The organism is Pseudomonas sp. NC02, from assembly GCF_002874965.1.
GTDB lineage: Bacteria > Pseudomonadota > Gammaproteobacteria > Pseudomonadales > Pseudomonadaceae > Aquipseudomonas.
Genome location: NZ_CP025624.1, coordinates 6,059,379 through 6,077,881, shown reverse-complemented (window position 1 = coordinate 6,077,881; position 18,503 = coordinate 6,059,379). Strand labels below are relative to the sequence as shown.

At 61.5% G+C, this 18,503-nt stretch carries 18 protein-coding genes; 4 read left to right on the top strand and 14 right to left on the bottom strand.

Features of this window, described 5'->3' with window-relative positions:
• The first annotated feature begins 163 nt into the window (after window positions 1-163).
• Window positions 164-1,099, top strand: coding sequence for an LD-carboxypeptidase (locus tag C0058_RS28545; RefSeq protein WP_102369963.1), 936 nt, complete (start codon window positions 164-166; stop codon window positions 1,097-1,099).
• A gap of 133 nt (window positions 1,100-1,232) precedes the next feature.
• Here C0058_RS28545 and C0058_RS28540 read toward each other — a convergent pair whose 3' ends face one another.
• The 5 genes from C0058_RS28540 to leuS all read right to left on the bottom strand — a co-directional run bounded on the left by C0058_RS28540 (window position 1,233) and on the right by leuS (window position 7,248).
• Entirely contained in the window at window positions 1,233-2,558 is a 1,326-nt protein-coding gene (locus tag C0058_RS28540; protein ID WP_003215443.1) for a lytic murein transglycosylase, read from the bottom strand.
• A gap of 61 nt (window positions 2,559-2,619) precedes the next feature.
• Window positions 2,620-2,784: an alternative ribosome rescue factor ArfA gene (gene arfA, locus C0058_RS28535; protein WP_102369962.1), complete on the bottom strand. Its 165-nt coding sequence runs from the start codon at window positions 2,782-2,784 to the stop codon at window positions 2,620-2,622.
• Between the two features lie 84 nt (window positions 2,785-2,868).
• Window positions 2,869-3,906 carry a DNA polymerase III subunit delta gene (gene holA, locus C0058_RS28530; protein WP_008436560.1) on the bottom strand — a complete coding sequence of 346 codons (1,038 nt, stop codon included), beginning with the start codon at window positions 3,904-3,906 and terminating at the stop codon, window positions 2,869-2,871.
• 39 nt (window positions 3,907-3,945) lie between these two features.
• The gene (gene lptE / locus C0058_RS28525; protein WP_008436571.1) at window positions 3,946-4,551 is read right to left on the bottom strand and encodes an LPS assembly lipoprotein LptE; all 606 of its coding nucleotides are present in this window, start codon (window positions 4,549-4,551) and stop codon (window positions 3,946-3,948) included.
• Window positions 4,552-4,641: 90 nt separating this feature from the next.
• Window positions 4,642-7,248: a leucine--tRNA ligase gene (gene leuS / locus C0058_RS28520; protein WP_087694446.1), complete on the bottom strand. Its 2,607-nt coding sequence runs from the start codon at window positions 7,246-7,248 to the stop codon at window positions 4,642-4,644.
• 261 nt (window positions 7,249-7,509) lie between these two features.
• Here leuS and C0058_RS28515 point away from each other — a divergent pair, with 261 nt between their 5' ends.
• Window positions 7,510-7,827, top strand: coding sequence for a hypothetical protein (locus tag C0058_RS28515; RefSeq protein ID WP_008436575.1), 318 nt, complete (start codon window positions 7,510-7,512; stop codon window positions 7,825-7,827).
• 103 nt (window positions 7,828-7,930) lie between these two features.
• Complete coding sequence (locus C0058_RS28510; protein ID WP_102369961.1) at window positions 7,931-8,692, top strand: YdcF family protein; 762 nt, start codon at window positions 7,931-7,933, stop codon at window positions 8,690-8,692.
• Window positions 8,693-8,815: 123 nt separating this feature from the next.
• Here C0058_RS28510 and lnt read toward each other — a convergent pair whose 3' ends face one another.
• The 5 genes from lnt to miaB all read right to left on the bottom strand — a co-directional run bounded on the left by lnt (window position 8,816) and on the right by miaB (window position 14,226).
• A complete protein-coding gene (gene lnt, locus C0058_RS28505; RefSeq protein ID WP_003215450.1) occupies window positions 8,816-10,339 on the bottom strand; it encodes an apolipoprotein N-acyltransferase in 1,524 nt (507 codons plus the stop codon).
• Between the two features lie 8 nt (window positions 10,340-10,347).
• Window positions 10,348-11,187 (bottom strand): HlyC/CorC family transporter, encoded by an 840-nt coding sequence (locus C0058_RS28500; protein WP_003215451.1) that lies wholly within the window; start codon window positions 11,185-11,187, stop codon window positions 10,348-10,350.
• Window positions 11,188-11,214: 27 nt separating this feature from the next.
• Window positions 11,215-11,688 (bottom strand): rRNA maturation RNase YbeY, encoded by a 474-nt coding sequence (ybeY, locus tag C0058_RS28495; RefSeq protein ID WP_003215452.1) that lies wholly within the window; start codon window positions 11,686-11,688, stop codon window positions 11,215-11,217.
• Complete coding sequence (locus C0058_RS28490) at window positions 11,681-12,682, bottom strand: PhoH family protein (protein ID WP_003215453.1); 1,002 nt, start codon at window positions 12,680-12,682, stop codon at window positions 11,681-11,683. Before C0058_RS28490 ends, ybeY begins: the two co-directional genes overlap by 8 nt.
• Window positions 12,683-12,900: 218 nt before the next feature.
• A complete protein-coding gene (gene miaB, locus C0058_RS28485) occupies window positions 12,901-14,226 on the bottom strand; it encodes a tRNA (N6-isopentenyl adenosine(37)-C2)-methylthiotransferase MiaB (RefSeq protein ID WP_102369960.1) in 1,326 nt (441 codons plus the stop codon).
• 132 nt (window positions 14,227-14,358) lie between these two features.
• Here miaB and C0058_RS28480 point away from each other — a divergent pair, with 132 nt between their 5' ends.
• The gene (locus tag C0058_RS28480; protein ID WP_003215457.1) at window positions 14,359-14,685 is read left to right on the top strand and encodes a DUF1820 family protein; all 327 of its coding nucleotides are present in this window, start codon (window positions 14,359-14,361) and stop codon (window positions 14,683-14,685) included.
• Between the two features lie 129 nt (window positions 14,686-14,814).
• Here the strand turns inward: C0058_RS28480 and C0058_RS28475 are convergent, their stop codons facing one another.
• The 4 genes from C0058_RS28475 to C0058_RS28460 form a co-directional block, all read right to left on the bottom strand.
• The gene (locus C0058_RS28475) at window positions 14,815-15,369 is read right to left on the bottom strand and encodes a tetratricopeptide repeat protein (protein WP_017476238.1); all 555 of its coding nucleotides are present in this window, start codon (window positions 15,367-15,369) and stop codon (window positions 14,815-14,817) included.
• 225 nt (window positions 15,370-15,594) lie between these two features.
• Complete coding sequence (gene hemL, locus C0058_RS28470; RefSeq protein WP_102370306.1) at window positions 15,595-16,878, bottom strand: glutamate-1-semialdehyde 2,1-aminomutase; 1,284 nt, start codon at window positions 16,876-16,878, stop codon at window positions 15,595-15,597.
• A gap of 17 nt (window positions 16,879-16,895) precedes the next feature.
• The gene (thiE, locus tag C0058_RS28465) at window positions 16,896-17,519 is read right to left on the bottom strand and encodes a thiamine phosphate synthase (protein ID WP_008436586.1); all 624 of its coding nucleotides are present in this window, start codon (window positions 17,517-17,519) and stop codon (window positions 16,896-16,898) included.
• 18 nt (window positions 17,520-17,537) lie between these two features.
• Window positions 17,538-18,335, bottom strand: coding sequence for a hydroxymethylpyrimidine/phosphomethylpyrimidine kinase (locus C0058_RS28460; protein ID WP_003215474.1), 798 nt, complete (start codon window positions 18,333-18,335; stop codon window positions 17,538-17,540).
• Between the last annotated feature and the right edge of the window lie 168 nt (window positions 18,336-18,503).

Genomic DNA, 18,503 nt, shown 5'->3' with positions numbered 1-18,503 from the left:
TGCGTTGGATCAGTTGACCTGTCCGGTGACTGACTGACCGTCTTCGCGAGCAAGGCCGCTCCCACCCAGGCCCGCTCCCACATTTGCTACTGACTCTTCCTCTTCTGTTTGCAACCATTGCTGTTTAGAGTGCCTTGGGCAATCCACACGAGGAGAACCATGGATGACGACTCAATTGACCGCTTGTGCGGTACCTGCGCTGCGCGCCGAAGGCGTGATCGGGCTGATTGCCCCTGCCGGGCCGGCCGAGCTGGATATCGACAAGGCCACGCAATGGATGCGCGCCCGGGGCTACACACTGCGGATCTTTCCGGGCGTGAGCCAGCGTGATGGCTATCTGGCCGGCAGTGATGAGGTACGCCTTGATGACCTGCACGCTGCGTTCGCCGATTCGACCATCGACGCGATTTTCTGCCTGCGCGGCGGCTACGGCACGCCACGCCTGCTGGACCGCCTGGACTTTGACCTGCTCCGGGCCAACCCCAAGCCATTCGTAGGCTACAGCGATATCACCGCCCTGCACCTGGCGATCAACCGGTATGCCGGTTTCGTCACCTTCCATGGTCCGATGTTCAACGCTGACCTGTTAGGTGAAAAGCAACAGCCTACCGAGTCGTCGCTGTTCAGCATGCTGCGTGGGCAAGTGAAAGCCGGTAGCCAGCTGGCTCACCCTGTGGCCTACCCGCTGACCACCGTCGAGCCAGGCATCGCCTGTGGGCGGCTGCTGGGCGGCAATCTATCGATGATCGCAGCAGTGATGGGCACGGCTTACGAGATTGATGCCGAGGGCATCATTCTGTTTATCGAAGATGTGAACGAGCCGTTGTACCGCATTGACCGGTTGCTCACCCATTTGCGCCTGGCGGGCAAGCTGGCCCAGGTGGCGGGCGTGGTGGTGGGGGATGTGGCTGGGGTTGATAGCCTTGCGCTTGAGCGCTTGCTGAAGCAGACCTTCGAGCCGTTGTGCATTCCTGTGCTGTCCGGCTGGCGCAGCGGGCACTGCAACCCGAACCTGACCTTGCCGTTGGGCGCCAGGGTGCGGCTGGATGCGGGGGAGAAGCGGTTGGTGTTGGAACAGGATGTGGTGTTTAAGGCCTGAACTTTGTAGCGCCGATAAAGGCCTCTTCGCGAGCAAGCCCGCTCCCACATTTCGATCGCGTTCCTTCAGGAAGTGCACGGTCAAAATGTGGGAGCGGGCTTGCTCGCGAATGCGGTAGCAGCCATACGCCGATCTATCGGCTTTGCAGCGACTCCAGCAACTTCACCGTCGGATACCCATCCGCCGGCCAGCCCAGGGACTGCTGCGCGGCACGAATCGCCTTGCGGGTATTCGCACCGATGATCCCGTCCGGGTTGCCTGCGTCGTAACCATTGGCACTGAGCACCGTCTGCAAGTCAATTCGCTGCGAGCGAGTCAACGGCAGCTCATCTTTCGGCCAGCTCCCACGAATCAAGCCACCGCCCCCGAAGCGTTCCGACAACAAGCCAACTGCCAACGCGTAGGACGACGAGTTGTTGTACTTGAGGATCGCGCGGAAGTTATCCAGCACCAGGAACGCCGGGCCACGATAGCCGGCCGGCAGCAACAGGGCGGCGGAAAGCTGGTCGACGTTGGCCGGCACGCTGGCGCCCGGCGGCACCTGGATTCCCAGTTTCAGCCACTCGCCAACGGTCTTGCGTACGCTGCCATCGGCCAGGGCGTAATCAAAATTCAACGGCAGTTGCTGCACCTCGAAGCCCCAGGGCTGGCCTTTCTGCCAGCCGGAGCTTTGCAGGTAGTGCGCGGTGGAGGCGAGGGCGTCGGCCGGGCTGTTCCAGATATCGCGGCGGCCGTCACCGTCGAAGTCCACGGCGTGGGTGTTATAGGTGGTCGGGATGAACTGGGTCTGGCCCATGGCCCCGGCCCAGGAGCCTTTCATCTGGTCGGCGGCGATATCGCCATGCTGGATGATTTGCAGCGCCGCCAGCAGCTGCGCCTGGGCGAAGGCCGGGCGACGGCCTTCATAGGCCAGGGTCGCCAGTGAGCGGATCACCGAGTTGTTGCCCTGGAACTGGCCGAAGTTACTCTCCATGCCCCACACCGAGACCAGCGCCTGGCGGTCGACGCCGTAACGGTCCTCAATGCGTTGCAGAATGTCGGCATACTTCACCAGCAGCGACTGGCCATTGCGCACCCGCAGCGGCGACAGCGCGCCATCGAGGTATTCCCATACCGGCCGGGAGAACTCCGGCTGGCTGCGGTCGGCGCGGATCACCGCCATGTCGGGTACGACATTGGCAAAGGCCGTGTCGAAAACCTGCGGCGTGATACCGGCCTTCAAGGCTTCCACGCGAAACCCCGCCTGCCATTCGGCAAAGGTCTGGGTCGGCTGGATATCAAGATTGTCTGCCACCAGTGGCGCAACGACGGCAGGCGCAGCTACCGGTGCAGTCTGGAGCGGGGGCAGGGGTTGGGCATCGGCAGCGGTGGGTTTTTCCGCGCAGGCGACTAACAGAATGAGGCTGGAGGCAGCGATCAGTTGGCGAAGGTGCCAACGACGGGAAAGACTAGAGGGCATGCACAGGTCCAGGGAATACGAATCAGGTACAGACCTTATCATGCCGGAGGGGCGCTTGCCTTCAGGCAGCCAGAAAGTAAGAAGCCTCCCAGCTATTAGACTGGAAGGCTTCGCGGCGGTAGCTGCCTTTGCCTTTGCCGGCTCGTTCCTTGCGACTGCGGAACAACGGCTGGGCGATGATGGATTTGGCCTTGTTGGGGCCATGCTTGGATGGCTTTTTGCTCATGATGGGTACTCTCTGGCAGGTTGATGATGCGGTGCGAATCATCTGCCGAAGTTTGGATTCTGTCCAGCCCAGCGATACGTAGGACTATTCAGCAGGCAACGCCAAGCGCTGTCCTGACATCAAAAGTGACAAACGACTCAGGCTCATCCACGGCGATCCAGCCGCCTGCCCCTTGATCTGCGCGTCAATGCGCTGGGCTTCCAGCAGCAATTGCGCCCAGCGTTGCGCCGAGTGCCGTTGCAGGGCTTTGCTGATCAGTGGTTTGCGCTTGTCCCATACCGGTGGCCGCGCCTGGCTGAAGGCCTTGTCCAGTGGGATGCCCTGGCTGTACTGCAGGGCAATATTGGCCAGCAGCCGTAATTCTCGCGCCAGGGCCCAGAGAATCACCGGCGGCTCGACGCCTTCGCCGCGCAGCCCTTCGAGCATGCGCAGGGCGTGGGCGGGTTCGCCGTTGAGGATCGCATCCACCAGGCCAAATACGTCAAAGCGCGCGCTGTCCGCCACGGCACCTTGTACGGTTTCGACGGTGATCTGTCCACCCTCGGCCATCAGCTTGAGCTTTTCGATTTCCTGGGCGGCGGCCAACAGGTTGCCTTCCACCCGCGCCGCGATCAGCTCCACCGCATCCTGGCTGGCACTCAGCCCGGATTGCGACAGGCGCTGACGAATCCACTGCGGCAGTTGGCTGCTGTCCACCGGCCAGATCTGTATGAACTGAGTCTGGCCGCCTTCCACCAGCGCCTTGCCCCACTTGGTTTTCTGCGCACTGCCATCAAGCTTGGGCAGGCTGATCAGCAGCAGCGTGTCTTCGGCAGGGCGTGCGCAGTATTCCATCAAAGCCGCCGCGCCTTTGTCGCCGGGCTTGCCCGAAGGCAGGCGCAGTTCCAGCAGGCGTTTTTCGGCGAACAGCGACATGCTCGCCCCGGCTTGCAGCAGCGTACCCCAGTCGAAACTGGCGTCGGCGCTGAATACCTGGCGTTCATCGAAGCCCTGTTGGCGGGCGGCGGTGCGAATTGCGTCCGCAGCCTCCTGGCACAGCAGCGGGTCATCACCGCTGACGATGTAGACGGGCGCAAGGCTGCCTTGCAGGTGCTTGGCGAGTTGGGCGGGGGCGAGTTTCATAGGCAGGGCGAACGGGGCGCCTGGGGCGCCCCGTCTGGCTTACTCGACAGGAACTTCGACAGGCGACTGTTTAGGTTGGCTGTCTTCATACTCTTGCGCCGCTTTCAGCGCATCGGCATCTGCCTTGGCCTTGGCATCCGCGGTTTGCTGCAGCTTATCCAGTTGCTCCGGCGTGATCAGTTGCAGGCGCAGGACCATGCGCTGCACCAGTTCACGACGCATTTCCTTGCGCACCTGGATGGTTTCGGAGTCCGAACCCACCAGGTTGTTGCCGTCGTGGCTCACGACTTTCTGTATCTGGATCTTGTCGCCCATCAGCGGCAGGTGGTCATGGCCCTGGATTTCGAAGAAGAGCGTGGTGCTCAGCTCAATGTCCGAAGCACGCCCGGCGCTGGCGTAGCTGAGGCTGCGCTGCTCTTCTTTTTCATCCACCAGGTTCAGTTTGTAAGCCGCGCCTGAATAGACTTTGACGCCACTGTTTTCCAGGACCTGGCGCAGCTGTTGCACGGTCTCGCCGTAGGAGTTGCGGGCGGTGACGTCCAGTTCCTTGATCGCCAGTTCGGTGGTGCCGGTGCCGCGCAGCTGGAAGCCGCAAGCGCTCAGCAGCACGGCAAGGCCCATAACCAGCAGATTGCGTTTGATCATTTTGATGCTCCCCTTGAAACCATGTGGGCCTTATCGAGGCCCTGGAGGTTTTGTTCGGCGCCAGGGTTATTCCCTCGGCGCCCGATCCGATTAGCTAGCGACGATATTGACCAGTTTGCCGGGCACCACGATCACTTTGCGGATCGTCAGGCCTTCGGTGAAGCGCAGCACGTTCTCATTGATACGGGCGGCGGCTTCGACGTCTTCACGGCTGGCGCTGGCCGGCATGTCGATCTGGCCACGCAGCTTGCCGTTGACCTGAATCACCAGTTGCAGCGTGTCCTGTACCAGGGCGCTGTCATCCTGTACCGGCCAGCCGGCATCGATGACGGCACCGCTGTGGCCCAACTGGTTCCACAGTTCGTGGCTGATGTGTGGCGTGATCGGCGCCAGCAGCAGGGTGACCGTTTCCAGGCCTTCCTGTACCAGTGCGCGGTCCTGTTCGGTGGCCTGCGGCGCTTTCTCCAGCACGTTCATCAGCGTCATCACCTGGGCGATGGCGGTGTTGAATTTGTGGTGCTGGCCCACGTCCTGGCTGGCGTGCTTGATGGCCAGGTGGGTGCTGCGGCGAATGACTTTTTGCTCATCGCTCAGGGCCGCCACGTCCAGCTTGCCCGGCAAGCCTTGGCTGACATGGGCGTGCGCCAGGCGCCAGACGCGCTTGAGGAAGCGATGCGAACCTTCGACGCCGGAGTCCGACCATTCCGCGCTCATGTCAGGCGGCGAGGCGAACATCATGAACAGGCGGCAGGTGTCCGCGCCGAACTGGTCGATCATCGACTGTGGGTCGACGCCGTTGTTTTTCGACTTGGCCATCTTCTCGGTGCCGCCGATTTCCACCGGCAGGCCGTCGGATTTCAGCTTGGCGCTGATCACCTTGGCCTTGCTGTCACGCTCCAGCTCGACATCTGCCGGGTTGAACCAGGTGTAGGCGCCATTGGCTTCGCGGCGGTAATAAGTCTCGGCAATCACCATGCCCTGGGTCAGCAGGTTCTTGAACGGCTCGTCGGAACTCACCAGGCCTTCGTCACGCATCAGCTTGTGGAAGAAGCGCGCGTACAGCAGGTGAAGGATGGCGTGTTCGATACCGCCGATGTACTGGTCTACCGGCAGCCAATGGTCGGCCGCGGATTTTTCCACCAGGCCGCCTTCATAGTGCGGCGAGGCGTAGCGGGCGTAGTACCACGAAGACTCCACGAAGGTGTCCATGGTGTCGGTTTCGCGTTTGGCCGGGGCACCGCAGTTCGGGCAGGTGCACTCGTAGAATTCGGGCATGCGCGCCAATGGCGAGCCAGCACCGTCCGGCACCACGTCTTCGGGCAATACGACCGGCAGTTGGTCTTCCGGTACCGGCACGTCACCGCAGGTTTCGCAGTGGATGATCGGGATCGGGCAGCCCCAGTAGCGCTGGCGGCTGATGCCCCAGTCACGCAGGCGGAACTGGGTGCGCGAGGCACCGAGGTTTTTCTTGATCAGCGCGACTTCGATGGCGTCGAAGGCGCCTTCGAAATCCAGGCCGTCGAACTCGCCGGAATTGATCAGTGTGCCGTGTTCGTTGTACGCGTCCTGCCACGGAGCCGGGTTGGTGTCGCCCGAACTGGTGCGCACCACGGACTTGATCGGCAGGTTGTATTTGACGGCAAATTCGAAATCGCGCTCGTCGTGGGCCGGCACAGCCATTACTGCGCCATCACCGTAGTGCATCAGCACGTAGTTGGCGACCCACACCGGCAGCTTCTCGCCGGTCAATGGGTGCTCGACGAACAACGAGGTCGGCAGGCCTTTTTTCTCCTGGGTGGCGACGTCGGCTTCGGCGACGCTGCCGCCCTTGCATTCGGCGATGAACGCCTGCAGCTCAGGGTTGTTCTGTGCAGCCTGGGTGGCCAGCGGGTGTTCGGCGGCCACGGCGACGTAGGTCGCGCCCATCAGGGTGTCCGGACGGGTGGTGAAGACTTTCAATACACCTTCTGCGCCGATGGAGTCGACGTTGTAGGGGAACTGCACTTCCATGCCACGGGACTTGCCGATCCAGTTGCGTTGCATGGTCTTGACCTGCTCGGGCCAGCCCGGCAAATCGTCGAGGCTCGACAGGAGTTCATCCGCGTAGGCAGTGATCTTGAAGTAGTACATCGGGATTTCGCGCTTTTCGATCAGCGCGCCGGAACGCCAGCCGCGGCCGTCGATCACTTGTTCGTTGGCCAGTACGGTCTGGTCCACCGGGTCCCAGTTCACGGTGCCGCTCTTCTTGTAGATCACGCCTTTTTCGAACAGGCGAGTGAACAGCCATTGTTCCCAGCGGTAGTAATCAGGCTTGCAGGTGGTCACCTCGCGGGACCAGTCCACCGCCAGGCCCAGGCTGCGCAGCTGGGTCTTCATGTAGGCGATGTTTTCGTAGGTCCACTTGGCGGGCGCTACGTTGTTCTTCATCGCGGCGTTTTCCGCCGGCATGCCGAAGGCGTCCCAACCCATGGGTTGCAGGACGTTCTTGCCCAGCATGCGCTGGTAGCGGGAGATGACGTCGCCGATGGTGTAGTTGCGCACATGCCCCATGTGTAGCTTGCCGCTGGGGTAAGGGAACATCGATAGGCAATAGAAAGTCTCCTTGCCTGGCTGTTCACTGACTTCAAAGGACTTTTGCTCATCCCAGAACGACTGGGCGGCATTTTCTATTTCACGGGGCTGATATTGTTCGTGCATGGCTACTTTTGAACTGAATAGGGGTGGCCTAATCCTCTTCGGTGCAACGTTCAGGTTGATCGACACCAAAAAGCGGCGCGTCCGTGCCCAAACCCTGCGGGAAGTGGAGTTACAGGAAGCGCCGTAGCATACATGACCCCACTCTATCGAGGGAAACCCTGATTGCGCCGCCGAGGCCGTTGGTCGCGGCGCCAGGCAGGCAGGGCAAGCAGGACTACGCTGTTTAGTGGGGAGTGAGTCTTATCTTCAATGAGGTGAGGGATGGTTGATTCGCAGCGAACTTTAACGAAACCGCAGGTGTACGAAGGACTGATCGACCGTTTGGGTCGAGCACTGGATGCAGCAAAAACCGCAGGCCGATTGTGTGATGAACGGCCTCTGGAGTTGGAACTGCGTGGCTTGAGCCAGGCAGAGCTGGACGTGATCAGGGTGTATCTGGAGTTGAATGAGCATCGCGCGTCCCATGGCATGGCCTCCCCGCCAGCCCAGGAGTTTTCGCGATCGGCCAAGGTGGTATGGCTCAAGGATTTTTCGGCCGGTCGCAGCCCGGAAAAACTCCGGTCCGTGCGTTTCAAGTGAAGTACCGCGTTAGTGATCTGTAGCCTTCTCAGCGTCTGTTCCTGTAAAGATTGTCGCTTAACCCCGTTACACCTTAGGCTTCGGGCATCTTTGGAGATGCCCGATGCCTATTCGCTATTTCATTAAACAATTGTTGTTGCCGCCCGGCATCCTGTTGCTGTTGCTGGCCCTTGCCTGGTGGTTTCGTCGCAGCCGACCGCGGCTGGCGGCCGTGTGCTTTGCCCTGGGGTTTGGCGGGATGTTGCTGATGAGCCTGCCGGTGGCGGTTCAATGGGGCGCAAAGGCCCTGGAGACCGAGCCGCCTCTGGCCCGTGATGAATGGGCGACCCTGGCGCAGCGGGCTGATGCCATCGTGGTGTTGGGCTCGGGGCGTGAGCGCGGGGATCCGGCGTGGGGCTCCGATCAGCCGACGGGTATCGGTCTTGAGCGCCAGCGCTATGCAGCCCGCCTGGCCAAGGCTTCGGGCTTGCCGGTGCTGACCACCGGCGGCTTGCACTACGGCACACCGCCCAGCGAGGCGGAGTTGATGGCGGTATCGATGCAGGATGACTTTGGCGTGAGCGTGCGCTGGAAGGAAGAGCGCAGCCGTACCACGTGGGAAAACGCGCAGATGAGTGCCGAGATTCTGCTGCCGCAGGGGATCAAGCGTGTGGTGGTCGTGACTCAGGCCTGGCATATGCCGCGCTCGCGCTGGAGCTTCGAAAAGGCCGGGTTCACGGTTGTTCCGGCGCCAGTGGGGTTTCTTGGTTTGGACAATGCCCGGCCATTGGGGGGCTGGATGCCGGAGTTCAAGTCGGTATGGCAGAGCGGGCAGTTGCTGAATGAGGCGGTGGGGCAGGTGGGTTACCGGATGTTTTACAGGTAATACCGCAGGGCAAATGTGGGAGCGGGCTTGCTCGCGAATACAGTGTGTCAGTCACTGGTGCTTTAACTGACAGATCGCATTCGCGAGCAAGCCCGCTCCCACATTGTCGTCCGAGTATTTCTTTTAAACCGTTTTCGACATCCGGCCCGCCAACAGCGCCCAGCCAAACAGGCCAAGGCACAGGATGATCAACGGCCACGAACGCCATTCCAGGTACGGGGTGAGGTTGTGCATCGGCACGACCTCGCCGTAGAGAATCCCGCGTTCAAACTGCGGGATCTGCACGGTGATCTGCCCGTACGGGTTGATCAGGCCAGTGACGCCGTTGTTGGTGGCGCGGATCATCCAGCGCCCGGCTTCCAGGGCGCGCATCTGGGCCATCTGCAAATGTTGCAGCGGGCCGATGGAGCGGCCGAACCAGGTGTCGTTGCTGATGGTCAGCAACAAATCGCTGCGGGCCGACAGGCCGGCGGCGAACTCCGGGTACACCACTTCATAGCAAATGAACGGCGCAATCTGATAGCCCTTGGCTTGCAGCAAAGCCTGGTCGGACGGCCCGCGGGCGAAGTCCGACATCGGCAGGTCAAAGAACGCGATCAAGCCGCGCAACATGTCCTGCAGCGGCACGTACTCGCCAAACGGCACCAGCTTCTGCTTCAGGTAGGTGCCGTCGCCTTCGCCCACCACCGTGATGCCGTTGAAGAAGCGCTTGTGGTGATGCACTTCCTGGCGGATCGGTACACCGGTGATCAGCGCAGTGTGCCGGTCAGCGGCGAACTTGCCCATCATGCCCAGGTAACCCTCCACGGATTCCTTGAGCACCGGCACGGCGGTTTCCGGCCATACCAGAAGGTCGACAGGCTTGGAGCTGAAGCTCATGTCGCGGTACAGCGCGAGCTGCGCATTCAACTGCTCGGGGTCCCACTTCATGCTTTGTTCGACGTTGCCCTGGACGGCTGCCACGGTCAGCGGCGCGCCGGCGGGGGTGGTCCATGCATGATGCTTGAGTGCCAGGCCGATGGCCCATGGCGCCACCAACAACAGCAAGCCGGCACCGATGAACAGGTTGCGCTTAGCCGCCAGCAGACGCGGCAGGTTGCAGATCAGTGCGGCGGTCAGCGCCAGGGCAAAGGATATCAGCCACATCCCGCCCAGCGGCGCGAGGCCGGTGAGAGGACCGTCGAGCTGGCTGTAACCGGAATAGAGCCATGGAAAACCGGTGAGGAACCAGCCGCGAAACGCTTCCTGGCCAACCCACAAGGCCGCGAAGGCCAGGGCATCGGCCAGTGGCGCTTCGTTGCGGCGCAGCCAGCGCGCCCACAGCCAGGCGGGCAGGGCAAAGAACCAGGCAATGGCCGCCGTAAACGCCAGCATCAGCATGCCCGCCAGCAGCACCGAAGCGCCGCCGAAGTGGTGAATGCTGTAGTAGATCCAGCTGGTACCGGCGCCAAACAGGCCGAAACCGAAACACCAGCCGCGCCACAAGGCCTGGCGCGGTGTCAGTTCACGCAATCCCGCATAAAAGAACCCGGCCGCCACCAGCGCAAACGGCCAGAGGTCGAACGGCGCCAGCGCCAGGGTGGTGATGGCGCCGGCCACCACGGCCAGCAAGTTACCGGGCCAGCCGGGTGCAATCATACGGCGCATGTCAGTCCTTAGCGGGCAATAGGTGTCAAACGGATCAAGTGAATACGGCGGCTGTCGGCATTCAGGATGCGGAAGCGATAGGCACCGATTTCCGTGGTCTCGTTACGCTTGGGCAGGTGCCCGAACGCACTCATCACCAAGCCGCCAACCGTGTCGAATTCATCGTCGGAGAATTCGCTGTCGAAGAACTCGTTGAAGTTCTCGATCGGCGTCAGGGCCTTGACCAGGAAATCACCGCTGGGCAGCGGCTTGATGTAGCTGTCTTCTTCGACGTCGTGCTCGTCTTCGATGTCGCCGACGATCTGTTCCAGCACGTCTTCGATGGTCACCAAACCCGCTACACCGCCGTATTCGTCAATCACGATGGCCATGTGATTGTGGTTCGCACGAAATTCGCGCAACAGCACATTCAGGCGCTTGGATTCGGGGACGAAAGTGGCAGGACGCAGCAGGTCCTTGATGTTGAAGCTGTCGCCGTTCTCCTTGAGGATCAGCGGCAGCAGGTCCTTGGCCAGAAGGACGCCCATGACGTCGTCATGGCTTTCGCCGATCACCGGGTAGCGCGAGTGCGCCGAATCGATGACGGCCGGGAGGAATTCCCGTGGGGTCTGGGTCGCCTTGATGCTGACCATCTGCGAGCGCGGAACCATGATGTCCCGCACTTGCAAGTCAGCGACCTGGATAGCGCCTTCGACGATGGCCAGCGCTTCGCTGTCCAGCAACTTGTTCTGATGCGCCTCGCGCAGCAGCTCCAGCAGCTCCTGGCGGTTTTTCGGCTCGTGGGCAAAGGCCTGGGTGAGTTTCCCCAGCCATGACTTTTGCCCGTTGCTCGATCGGTCTTCGCTCATAGCGATTACTCTAAATCCTTTATTGTTTCAGTTAGGTGTAGTTGCAATTTCGTCGTCTGCATACGGGTCACGATGACCCAGTTCTGCAAGCAACGTTCGTTCCAGTGCTTCCATTTCTTCGGCTTCGTCATCGTCTATATGGTCGTAACCCAAGAGATGCAAGCAGCCGTGGATGACTAGATGGGCCCAATGGGCCTCAAGTTCCTTGCCCTGTTCCTTTGCTTCACGCTCGACCACTTCGACGCAGATCACCAGGTCGCCCAGCAATGGGATATCCAGCAGCTCATCGGGTACGTCGGCGGGAAACGACAGCACGTTGGTCGCGTAGTCTTTTTGTCGCCAGGTGTGATTCAGTTCACGGCCTTCGGGCTCGTCCACCAGGCGAATGGTCAGCTCCGAGTCGGCGGTGCGCTGGCGCAGGGCCAGGGTGCACCACTGGCGGAACTGTTCTTCGCTGGGGGCGGGCGCTTCGGTGGCCAGCTGCAGGTCAAGCTCAAGCATCGCGGCGAGTGTCCTTGGCCGGTTGGTCGTCGCGGTGTTCGAAGCGCTCGTAGGCTTCGACAATGCGCTGCACCAACGGGTGACGTACCACGTCTTTGGGCATGAAGTGCGTGAAGCTGATCCCCGGCACGTCCTTGAGTACGTCGATCACCTGGGCCAGGCCCGACTTGGTGCCTTTGGGCAGGTCGACCTGGGTGACGTCGCCGGTGATCACGGCGGTGGAGCCGAAACCGATCCGGGTCAGGAACATCTTCATCTGTTCAACGGTGGTGTTCTGGCTTTCGTCGAGAATGATGAAGCTGTTGTTCAGCGTACGGCCACGCATGTAGGCCAGCGGGGCGATCTCGATCACCTGGCGCTCGATCAGCTTGGCCACGTATTCGAAGCCGAGCATCTCGTAGAGCGCGTCGTAGAGCGGGCGCAGGTACGGGTCGATCTTCTGGGCCAGGTCGCCGGGCAAAAAGCCCAGCTTCTCGCCGGCTTCCACCGCCGGACGCACCAGCAGGATGCGTCGCACCTGCTCGCGCTCCAGGGCGTCGACCGCGCAGGCCACGGCCAGGTAGGTCTTGCCGGTACCGGCAGGGCCGATGCCGAAGTTGATGTCGTTGCCCAGGATCTCTTTGACGTAGCGCTGCTGGTTCAAGCCGCGAGGGCGAATCATGCCTTTCTTGGTGCGCAACGCGACGCTGGCTTCGGCTACCGGGTTGTTGGCCAGGTCCTCCACGGCGGATTCCTGCAGGTACAGGTGCACCGTTTCCGGCGACAGCTCGCTACCTTTGGTTTCCCGGTAGAGGCGGCGCAGAAGGTTTTCTGCCGAGGTGGTGTGCTGGGGTTCACCAATCAGCTCGAATTGATTGCCGCGGTTGCGGATCTCGATGCTCAGGCGTTGTTCGATCAGGCGCAGGTGCTCGTCGAACTGTCCGCACAGATTGGCGAAACGGCGAGCCTCAAAGGGCTCGAGGAGAAAACGATGTGGTTCTATGGGTGCGTTCAAGGTCGTTTTTAGCCGCCCTGGGGCAATTAAGATGAAATCAAGGATAACGCCAGCAGGCTGCGTGCGAAAGCACTTATATATCCCGAAGCTGGCACCGTTCTAATGTGGGAGCGGGCTTGCTCGCGAATGCGATGGGGCAGTCAGCCTGTTCGTTGCCTGATACACCGCCTTCGCGAGCAAGCCCGCTCCCACATTGGTTCCCGGTGGCCGAATTATTGTTACACCAGCGAACCGCGCAGCGAGTGCGGTTGTGCCGCGTCGATGTGCACGTCGGCGAACTGCCCGATCAGCGTCGGATTATCACAGCGGAAGTTGACGATCCGGTTGTTCTCGGTCCGGCCCTGCAATTCGCCAGGGTCTTTTTTCGAGTAGTCGGTCACCAGGATGCGCTGGGTCGAGCCCACCATCTGTCGGCTGATCTCGAAACCCTGCTGGTTGAGGCGATGTTGCAGGGCGTTCAAACGCTCCTTCTTCAACGCTTCCGGGGTTTCGTCGAGCAGGTCAGCCGCCGGAGTGCCCGGGCGCTGGCTGTAGACGAAGGAGTAGGAGAAGTCGAAGCCTACGTCTTCGATCAACTTCATGGTCTGCTGGAAGTCTTTCTCGGTTTCCCCTGGGAAGCCGACGATAAAGTCCGAGCTGATGCAGATCCCCGGCACCGCCGCACGCAATTTGCGCAATTTGGATTTGTATTCCAGGGCGGTGTGGTTGCGCTTCATGGCCGAGAGAATGCGGTCCGAGCCCGATTGCACCGGCAAGTGCAGGTGCTTGACCAGCTCCGGCACTTCAGCGTGGGCCTGGATCAGGCTGTCGGAGAACTCCAGCGGGTGCGAGGTGGTGTAGCGAATCCGCTCGATCCCGTCGACGGCAGCCACTACGCGGATCAACTCTGCGAGGTCCGCCAGGCGCCCGTCGTGGGTCTGGCCACGGTAGCCGTTGACGTTCTGCCCCAGCAGGGTCACTTCACGCACGCCGTTCTCGGCCAAGTGAATGATCTCTGCCAGCACGTCGTCGAACGGGCGGCTGACTTCTTCGCCGCGGGTGTATGGCACCACGCAGAAGGTGCAGTACTTGCTGCAGCCTTCCATTACCGACACATAAGCGCTTGGGCCGTCGATGCGCGGCTCGGGCAAATGGTCGAATTTTTCGATTTCCGGGAACGAGACGTCGACTTGCGGCAGCTTGGTGATGCGCGCGGCGTCGATCATTTCCGGCAGGCGGTGCAGGGTCTGCGGGCCGAAGACCACGTCGACGTACGGTGCGCGGTCACGAATGGCGGCGCCTTCCTGGCTGGCCACGCAACCGCCGACGGCGATCACCATGTCCGGGTTGGCCAGTTTCAGTTCACGCCAGCGGCCCAGCTGCGAGTAGACCCGGTCCTGGGCCCGCTCGCGGATCGAGCAGGTATTGAGCAGGATCACGTCGGCGTCTTCAGCGCGAGCGGTGACTTCCAGGGCCTGATGTTCACCCAGCAGATCGACCATGCGCGAGCTGTCGTACTCGTTCATCTGGCAACCGTGGGTTTCGATGTAAAGCTTCTTGGCCATGGGGATCGTCAACTGGTGGTAAAGAACCGCGCATTATAGGGGGCATGCCGATAGGTTCCTAGCACTGTGCATCGGACGCCATGCTATAGTTCGCGCCCTCTTTTAAATCCCCCGATGTGTTACCCGCCCACCATGACCAAACGTGAAGCTCCAATCTACAAGGTGATTTTCCTTAACCAGGGCCAGGTGTTCGAAATGTACGCCAAGCAGATCTATCAAAGTGATCTGTGGGGCTTCCTGGAAGTGGAAGAGTTCGTCTTTGGCGAGCGCACACAGCTGGTCGTCGACCCGGGCGAGGAAAAACTCAAGGCTCAGTTCGAAGGCGTGGTGCGCAGTTTTGTGCCGATGCATTCGATCGTGCGCATCGACGAAGTCGAGCGCCTGGGCACGCCGAAAATCAGCGAGGCCCGGGGCATGAGCAATGTCATGCCGTTTCCGATGCCGATGCCTGAGAAGTAAGGCTTAAGACCGCGCCGACCCCTTCGCGAGCAAGCCCGCTCTCACATTCGACCGAGTTCCACCTTTGGAATACAGTCGAATGTGGGAGCGGGCTTGCTCGCGAAGGCGGTAGTAAAGGCGCTACAAAACTCAGGGCAGCGGCGAAAACGGCGAGCTGCCATCTGCGCTCTGCAGTTCCTGCAGGTAGTTGCGGAAAATCTGTCCCAGCACTTGGGTAGCCACTTCCAGTTCGTCGCGCTGCATGTGTTCGGCCACTTCGTCGGCCGTGTCCAGTGCATCTTCGGCGCCGTTCACCGCCGCCATTTTCAGCACGATGTACGCCTGGACGTTATTGGCCGGTACGCCTTCGCCGTGGAAAAACATGGTGCCCAGCTGGAATTGCGCCTGGGCGTGGCCCTGCAACGAGGCTTTCTCGAAGTAGCTCAAGGCTTTGTTGAGGTCGCGTGCGGGGTTTTTACTGTCGTAGAAGTACTCGCCCAACTCGTATTGCGCCTGCGCATCCCCACCGTCGGCCTGTTTCTGGCACGCGCTCAGGGCTTCGGCCTGGCTTTCCGGCTGGGTATTGAGGGTGCAACGACCCATCGCTGGGATTAACAACGAGTTGCCGCCTGCCTGGGCAAACGCCAGCAGCGGCTGAAGGAGCAACAGGCAGCCCAGAACCAGGGTGCGGCCGGTGCGTTTCATGGGAATCGACTTACCTCTGACGGGGCGCGGGACCCACGGGGGGATCCAATAAGCGCGCATTATGAAATAAGCAGGCACCTGCTTACAAAGTCTTTACTCGTTTTTCTGCTGCGTGGGCAAGTTATCTGCCGGATTGCAGGTGAATTCTCGAAAAAAGACGGAAATGCCTGTAAGCAAAGTAGCAAATCTGACGCCGCCAGGGGCGACGTCGGATTTTTGCGCCGCTTATTTCAAGGCGGCGAAGGCGCGCTCGGCGGCATCGAGGGTCAGTTTCAGCTCGGCATCACCATGGGCGATCGAGGTGAAGCCGGCTTCAAAAGCGCTCGGGGCGAGGTACACGCCACCTTCCAGCATCAGATGGAAGAAGCGCTTGAACAGGTCGGCATCGCTGCCCATCACGTCGTCGAAGGTGACGATGTCGTCAGCGCCGCTGAAGTACAGGCCGAACATGCCGCCCGCCTGGGTGGTCACGAACGGAATGCCGGCCGCATCGGCGCGCTGTTGCAGGCCGTCCAGCAGGCGAGTGGTGTAGTCGGTCAGCTCGGCGTGGAAGCCCGGGCGGCTGATCAGGCGCAGGGTGGTCAGGCCGGCGGCCATGGCCAGCGGGTTACCCGACAGGGTGCCTGCCTGGTACACCGGGCCCAGCGGCGCGATGTGTTGCATGATTTCGCGCTTGCCGCCGAAGCAGCCCACCGGCATGCCGCCGCCGATGATCTTGCCGAAGGTGCTCAGGTCCGGCGTGACGCCGTAGTAAGCCTGGGCGCCGCCGAGGGCAACGCGGAAGCCGGTCATCACTTCATCAAAAATCAGCACCACGCCGTGCTTGTCGCACTGTTCCCGCAGGCCTTCCAGGAAGCCCGGCGCCGGCGGCACGCAGTTCATGTTGCCGGCCACCGGCTCGACGATGATGCACGCCACTTCCTGGCCGACTTCGTTGAGCATCTGCTCGACGGCAGCGATGTCGTTGAACGGCAGGGTCAGGGTGTGTTTGGCAAACGCGGCCGGCACCCCGGCGGAGCTCGGTACGCCCTGGGTCAGCGCACCGGAACCGGCCTTGACCAGCAGGCTGTCGGAGTGGCCGTGGTAGCAGCCTTCGAACTTGATGATGCTGTCGCGGCCGGTAAACCCACGGGCCAGGCGAATCGCGCTCATGGTGGCTTCGGTGCCGGAGCTGACCATCCGCACCATCTCCATGGAGGGCACGATGGAGCACACCAGGTCAGCCATCTCGGTTTCCATGGCGGTCGGTGCGCCATAGGAAAGGCCGTGTTGCAGCTGCTGGCGCACTGCGTCCAGTACTTCCGGATGGCTGTGGCCGAGGATCATCGGGCCCCACGAACCCACGTAGTCGACGTAGCGCTTGTCATCTTCGTCGGTGACGTAGGCGCCTTCGGCATGCTTGAAGAACAGTGGGGTGCCGCCAACGCTCTTGAACGCTCGCACGGGAGAGTTCACACCGCCGGGGATGTGTTTCTGGGCATTGGCAAACAGGGTTTCGGAACGGGACATGATCATGTTCTCTGAATTCAAGATTTTAGAAGATCGTTGAAAGCGCGGGCGCGGCGCGTGACTTCCTGGGGGCTGTCGGCACCAAACAGGCCGTGGACCACTGCCAGCAAGTCGGCACCGTGGGCCACCAGCGGTTTGGCATTTTCCAGGGTGATGCCGCCGATCACGCAGATCGGCAGGTGCAACCGCGCGCGCGCCTGGGCCAGCAGTTCAACGGTGGCTGCCGGCGCGCCGGGCTTGGTGTTGGAATTGAAGAAGCGGCCGAAGGCGACATAACTGGCACCTTCGCGGGCAGCCTGCTCGGCCAGTTCGATCTGGCTGTGGCAGGTGGAGCCGATGATCGCCTTGGAACCGAGCAGCGCACGGGCCGGGGTCAGCGGGCCGTCGGTCTGGCCCAGGTGCACGCCGACGCCGAGGCGTGCGGCCAGTTCGGCGTCATCGTTGATGATCAGTTGGGTCTTGTAGCGCGAGCACAGCTCCCGCAGTTTTTCGGCTTCCCGCAGGCGGCGCGCTTCGTCGCTGCTTTTATCGCGGTATTGCAGCAGGGTCACGCCACCGTCCAACGCCGCTTCGACGTAGGCCAGGAACTTGCCGGCCAACAGTTGACTGTCGGTAATGGCATAAAGGCCACGTAGTTTCATCGGGCAGGCCTCTTGGTGTTACGAGCAGAAATCCAACGGCAGACGACGAGGCACGAATTGCCCCTGGCCGAGTTGTTCAGCGTCACGCAGGGTGCGCCAAGTGTAGTTGAGGGCTGATTGCACCGCGCTGACCAACCCTTCGCCTTGTGCCAACCGACCGGCCAGCGCGCTGGCCAGGGTGCAGCCCGAACCGTGATAGCTGCCGGGCAGGCGCTGGCAGGTAAAGGTCTGGTGCGTGCCGTCGCGGCTGTAGAGGCGGTTGTGCACTTCGTGCTCGTCGCCATGGCCGCCGGTGATCAGCAGGTGCTTGATGAACGGCAGCAGTTTCGCTGCGCATTCGTCCGCCGTGCCCTCGGGCAATTCGGCGAGGATGCGCGCTTCAGGCAGGTTGGGGGTGGCGATCAACGACAGCGGCAACAGCCGCTCGCGCATGGCGTAGCCGACCTCGTCCTTGCCCAGGCTGCCGCCGCCGCCGGCGCGCAGCACCGGGTCGCAGACCACCGGCAAATGCGGGTGCGCCTTGAGCAGTTCGACCACGGTGTCGACCATCTCCAGGGAACCGAGCATGCCCAGTTTCACCGCGGCCACTTCGGAGTCACCGAGCACGGCGTTGGCCTGGGCCAGCACCCACTCGCGATCCAGCACGCGGAAATCGCTGACGTTGACGGTGTTCTGCACAGTCAGCGCGGTGACGGCCGGGGCCGCATGACAGCCCTGGGCGAGCAGGGCTTCGATATCTGCCTGCAAGCCGGCGCCACCACTGGGATCATGGCCGGAGAGACAGAGGACAACGGGGCGAGAGCTGTAGATATTCATGGTGCGCGAGCTTACCACCAAACGCTTTTTGGGTGGCTGTCGGGCGATGGTTGAATTTTTAGCGGAGGGGACGGCGGAAGTGGCTGTTTGCTATCATCGTGAAATACAGGTCAAATGCCCTGTAATGCCCGCTCTAGAGCCTTTCAAAAAATTATTTCAATGGTGTCT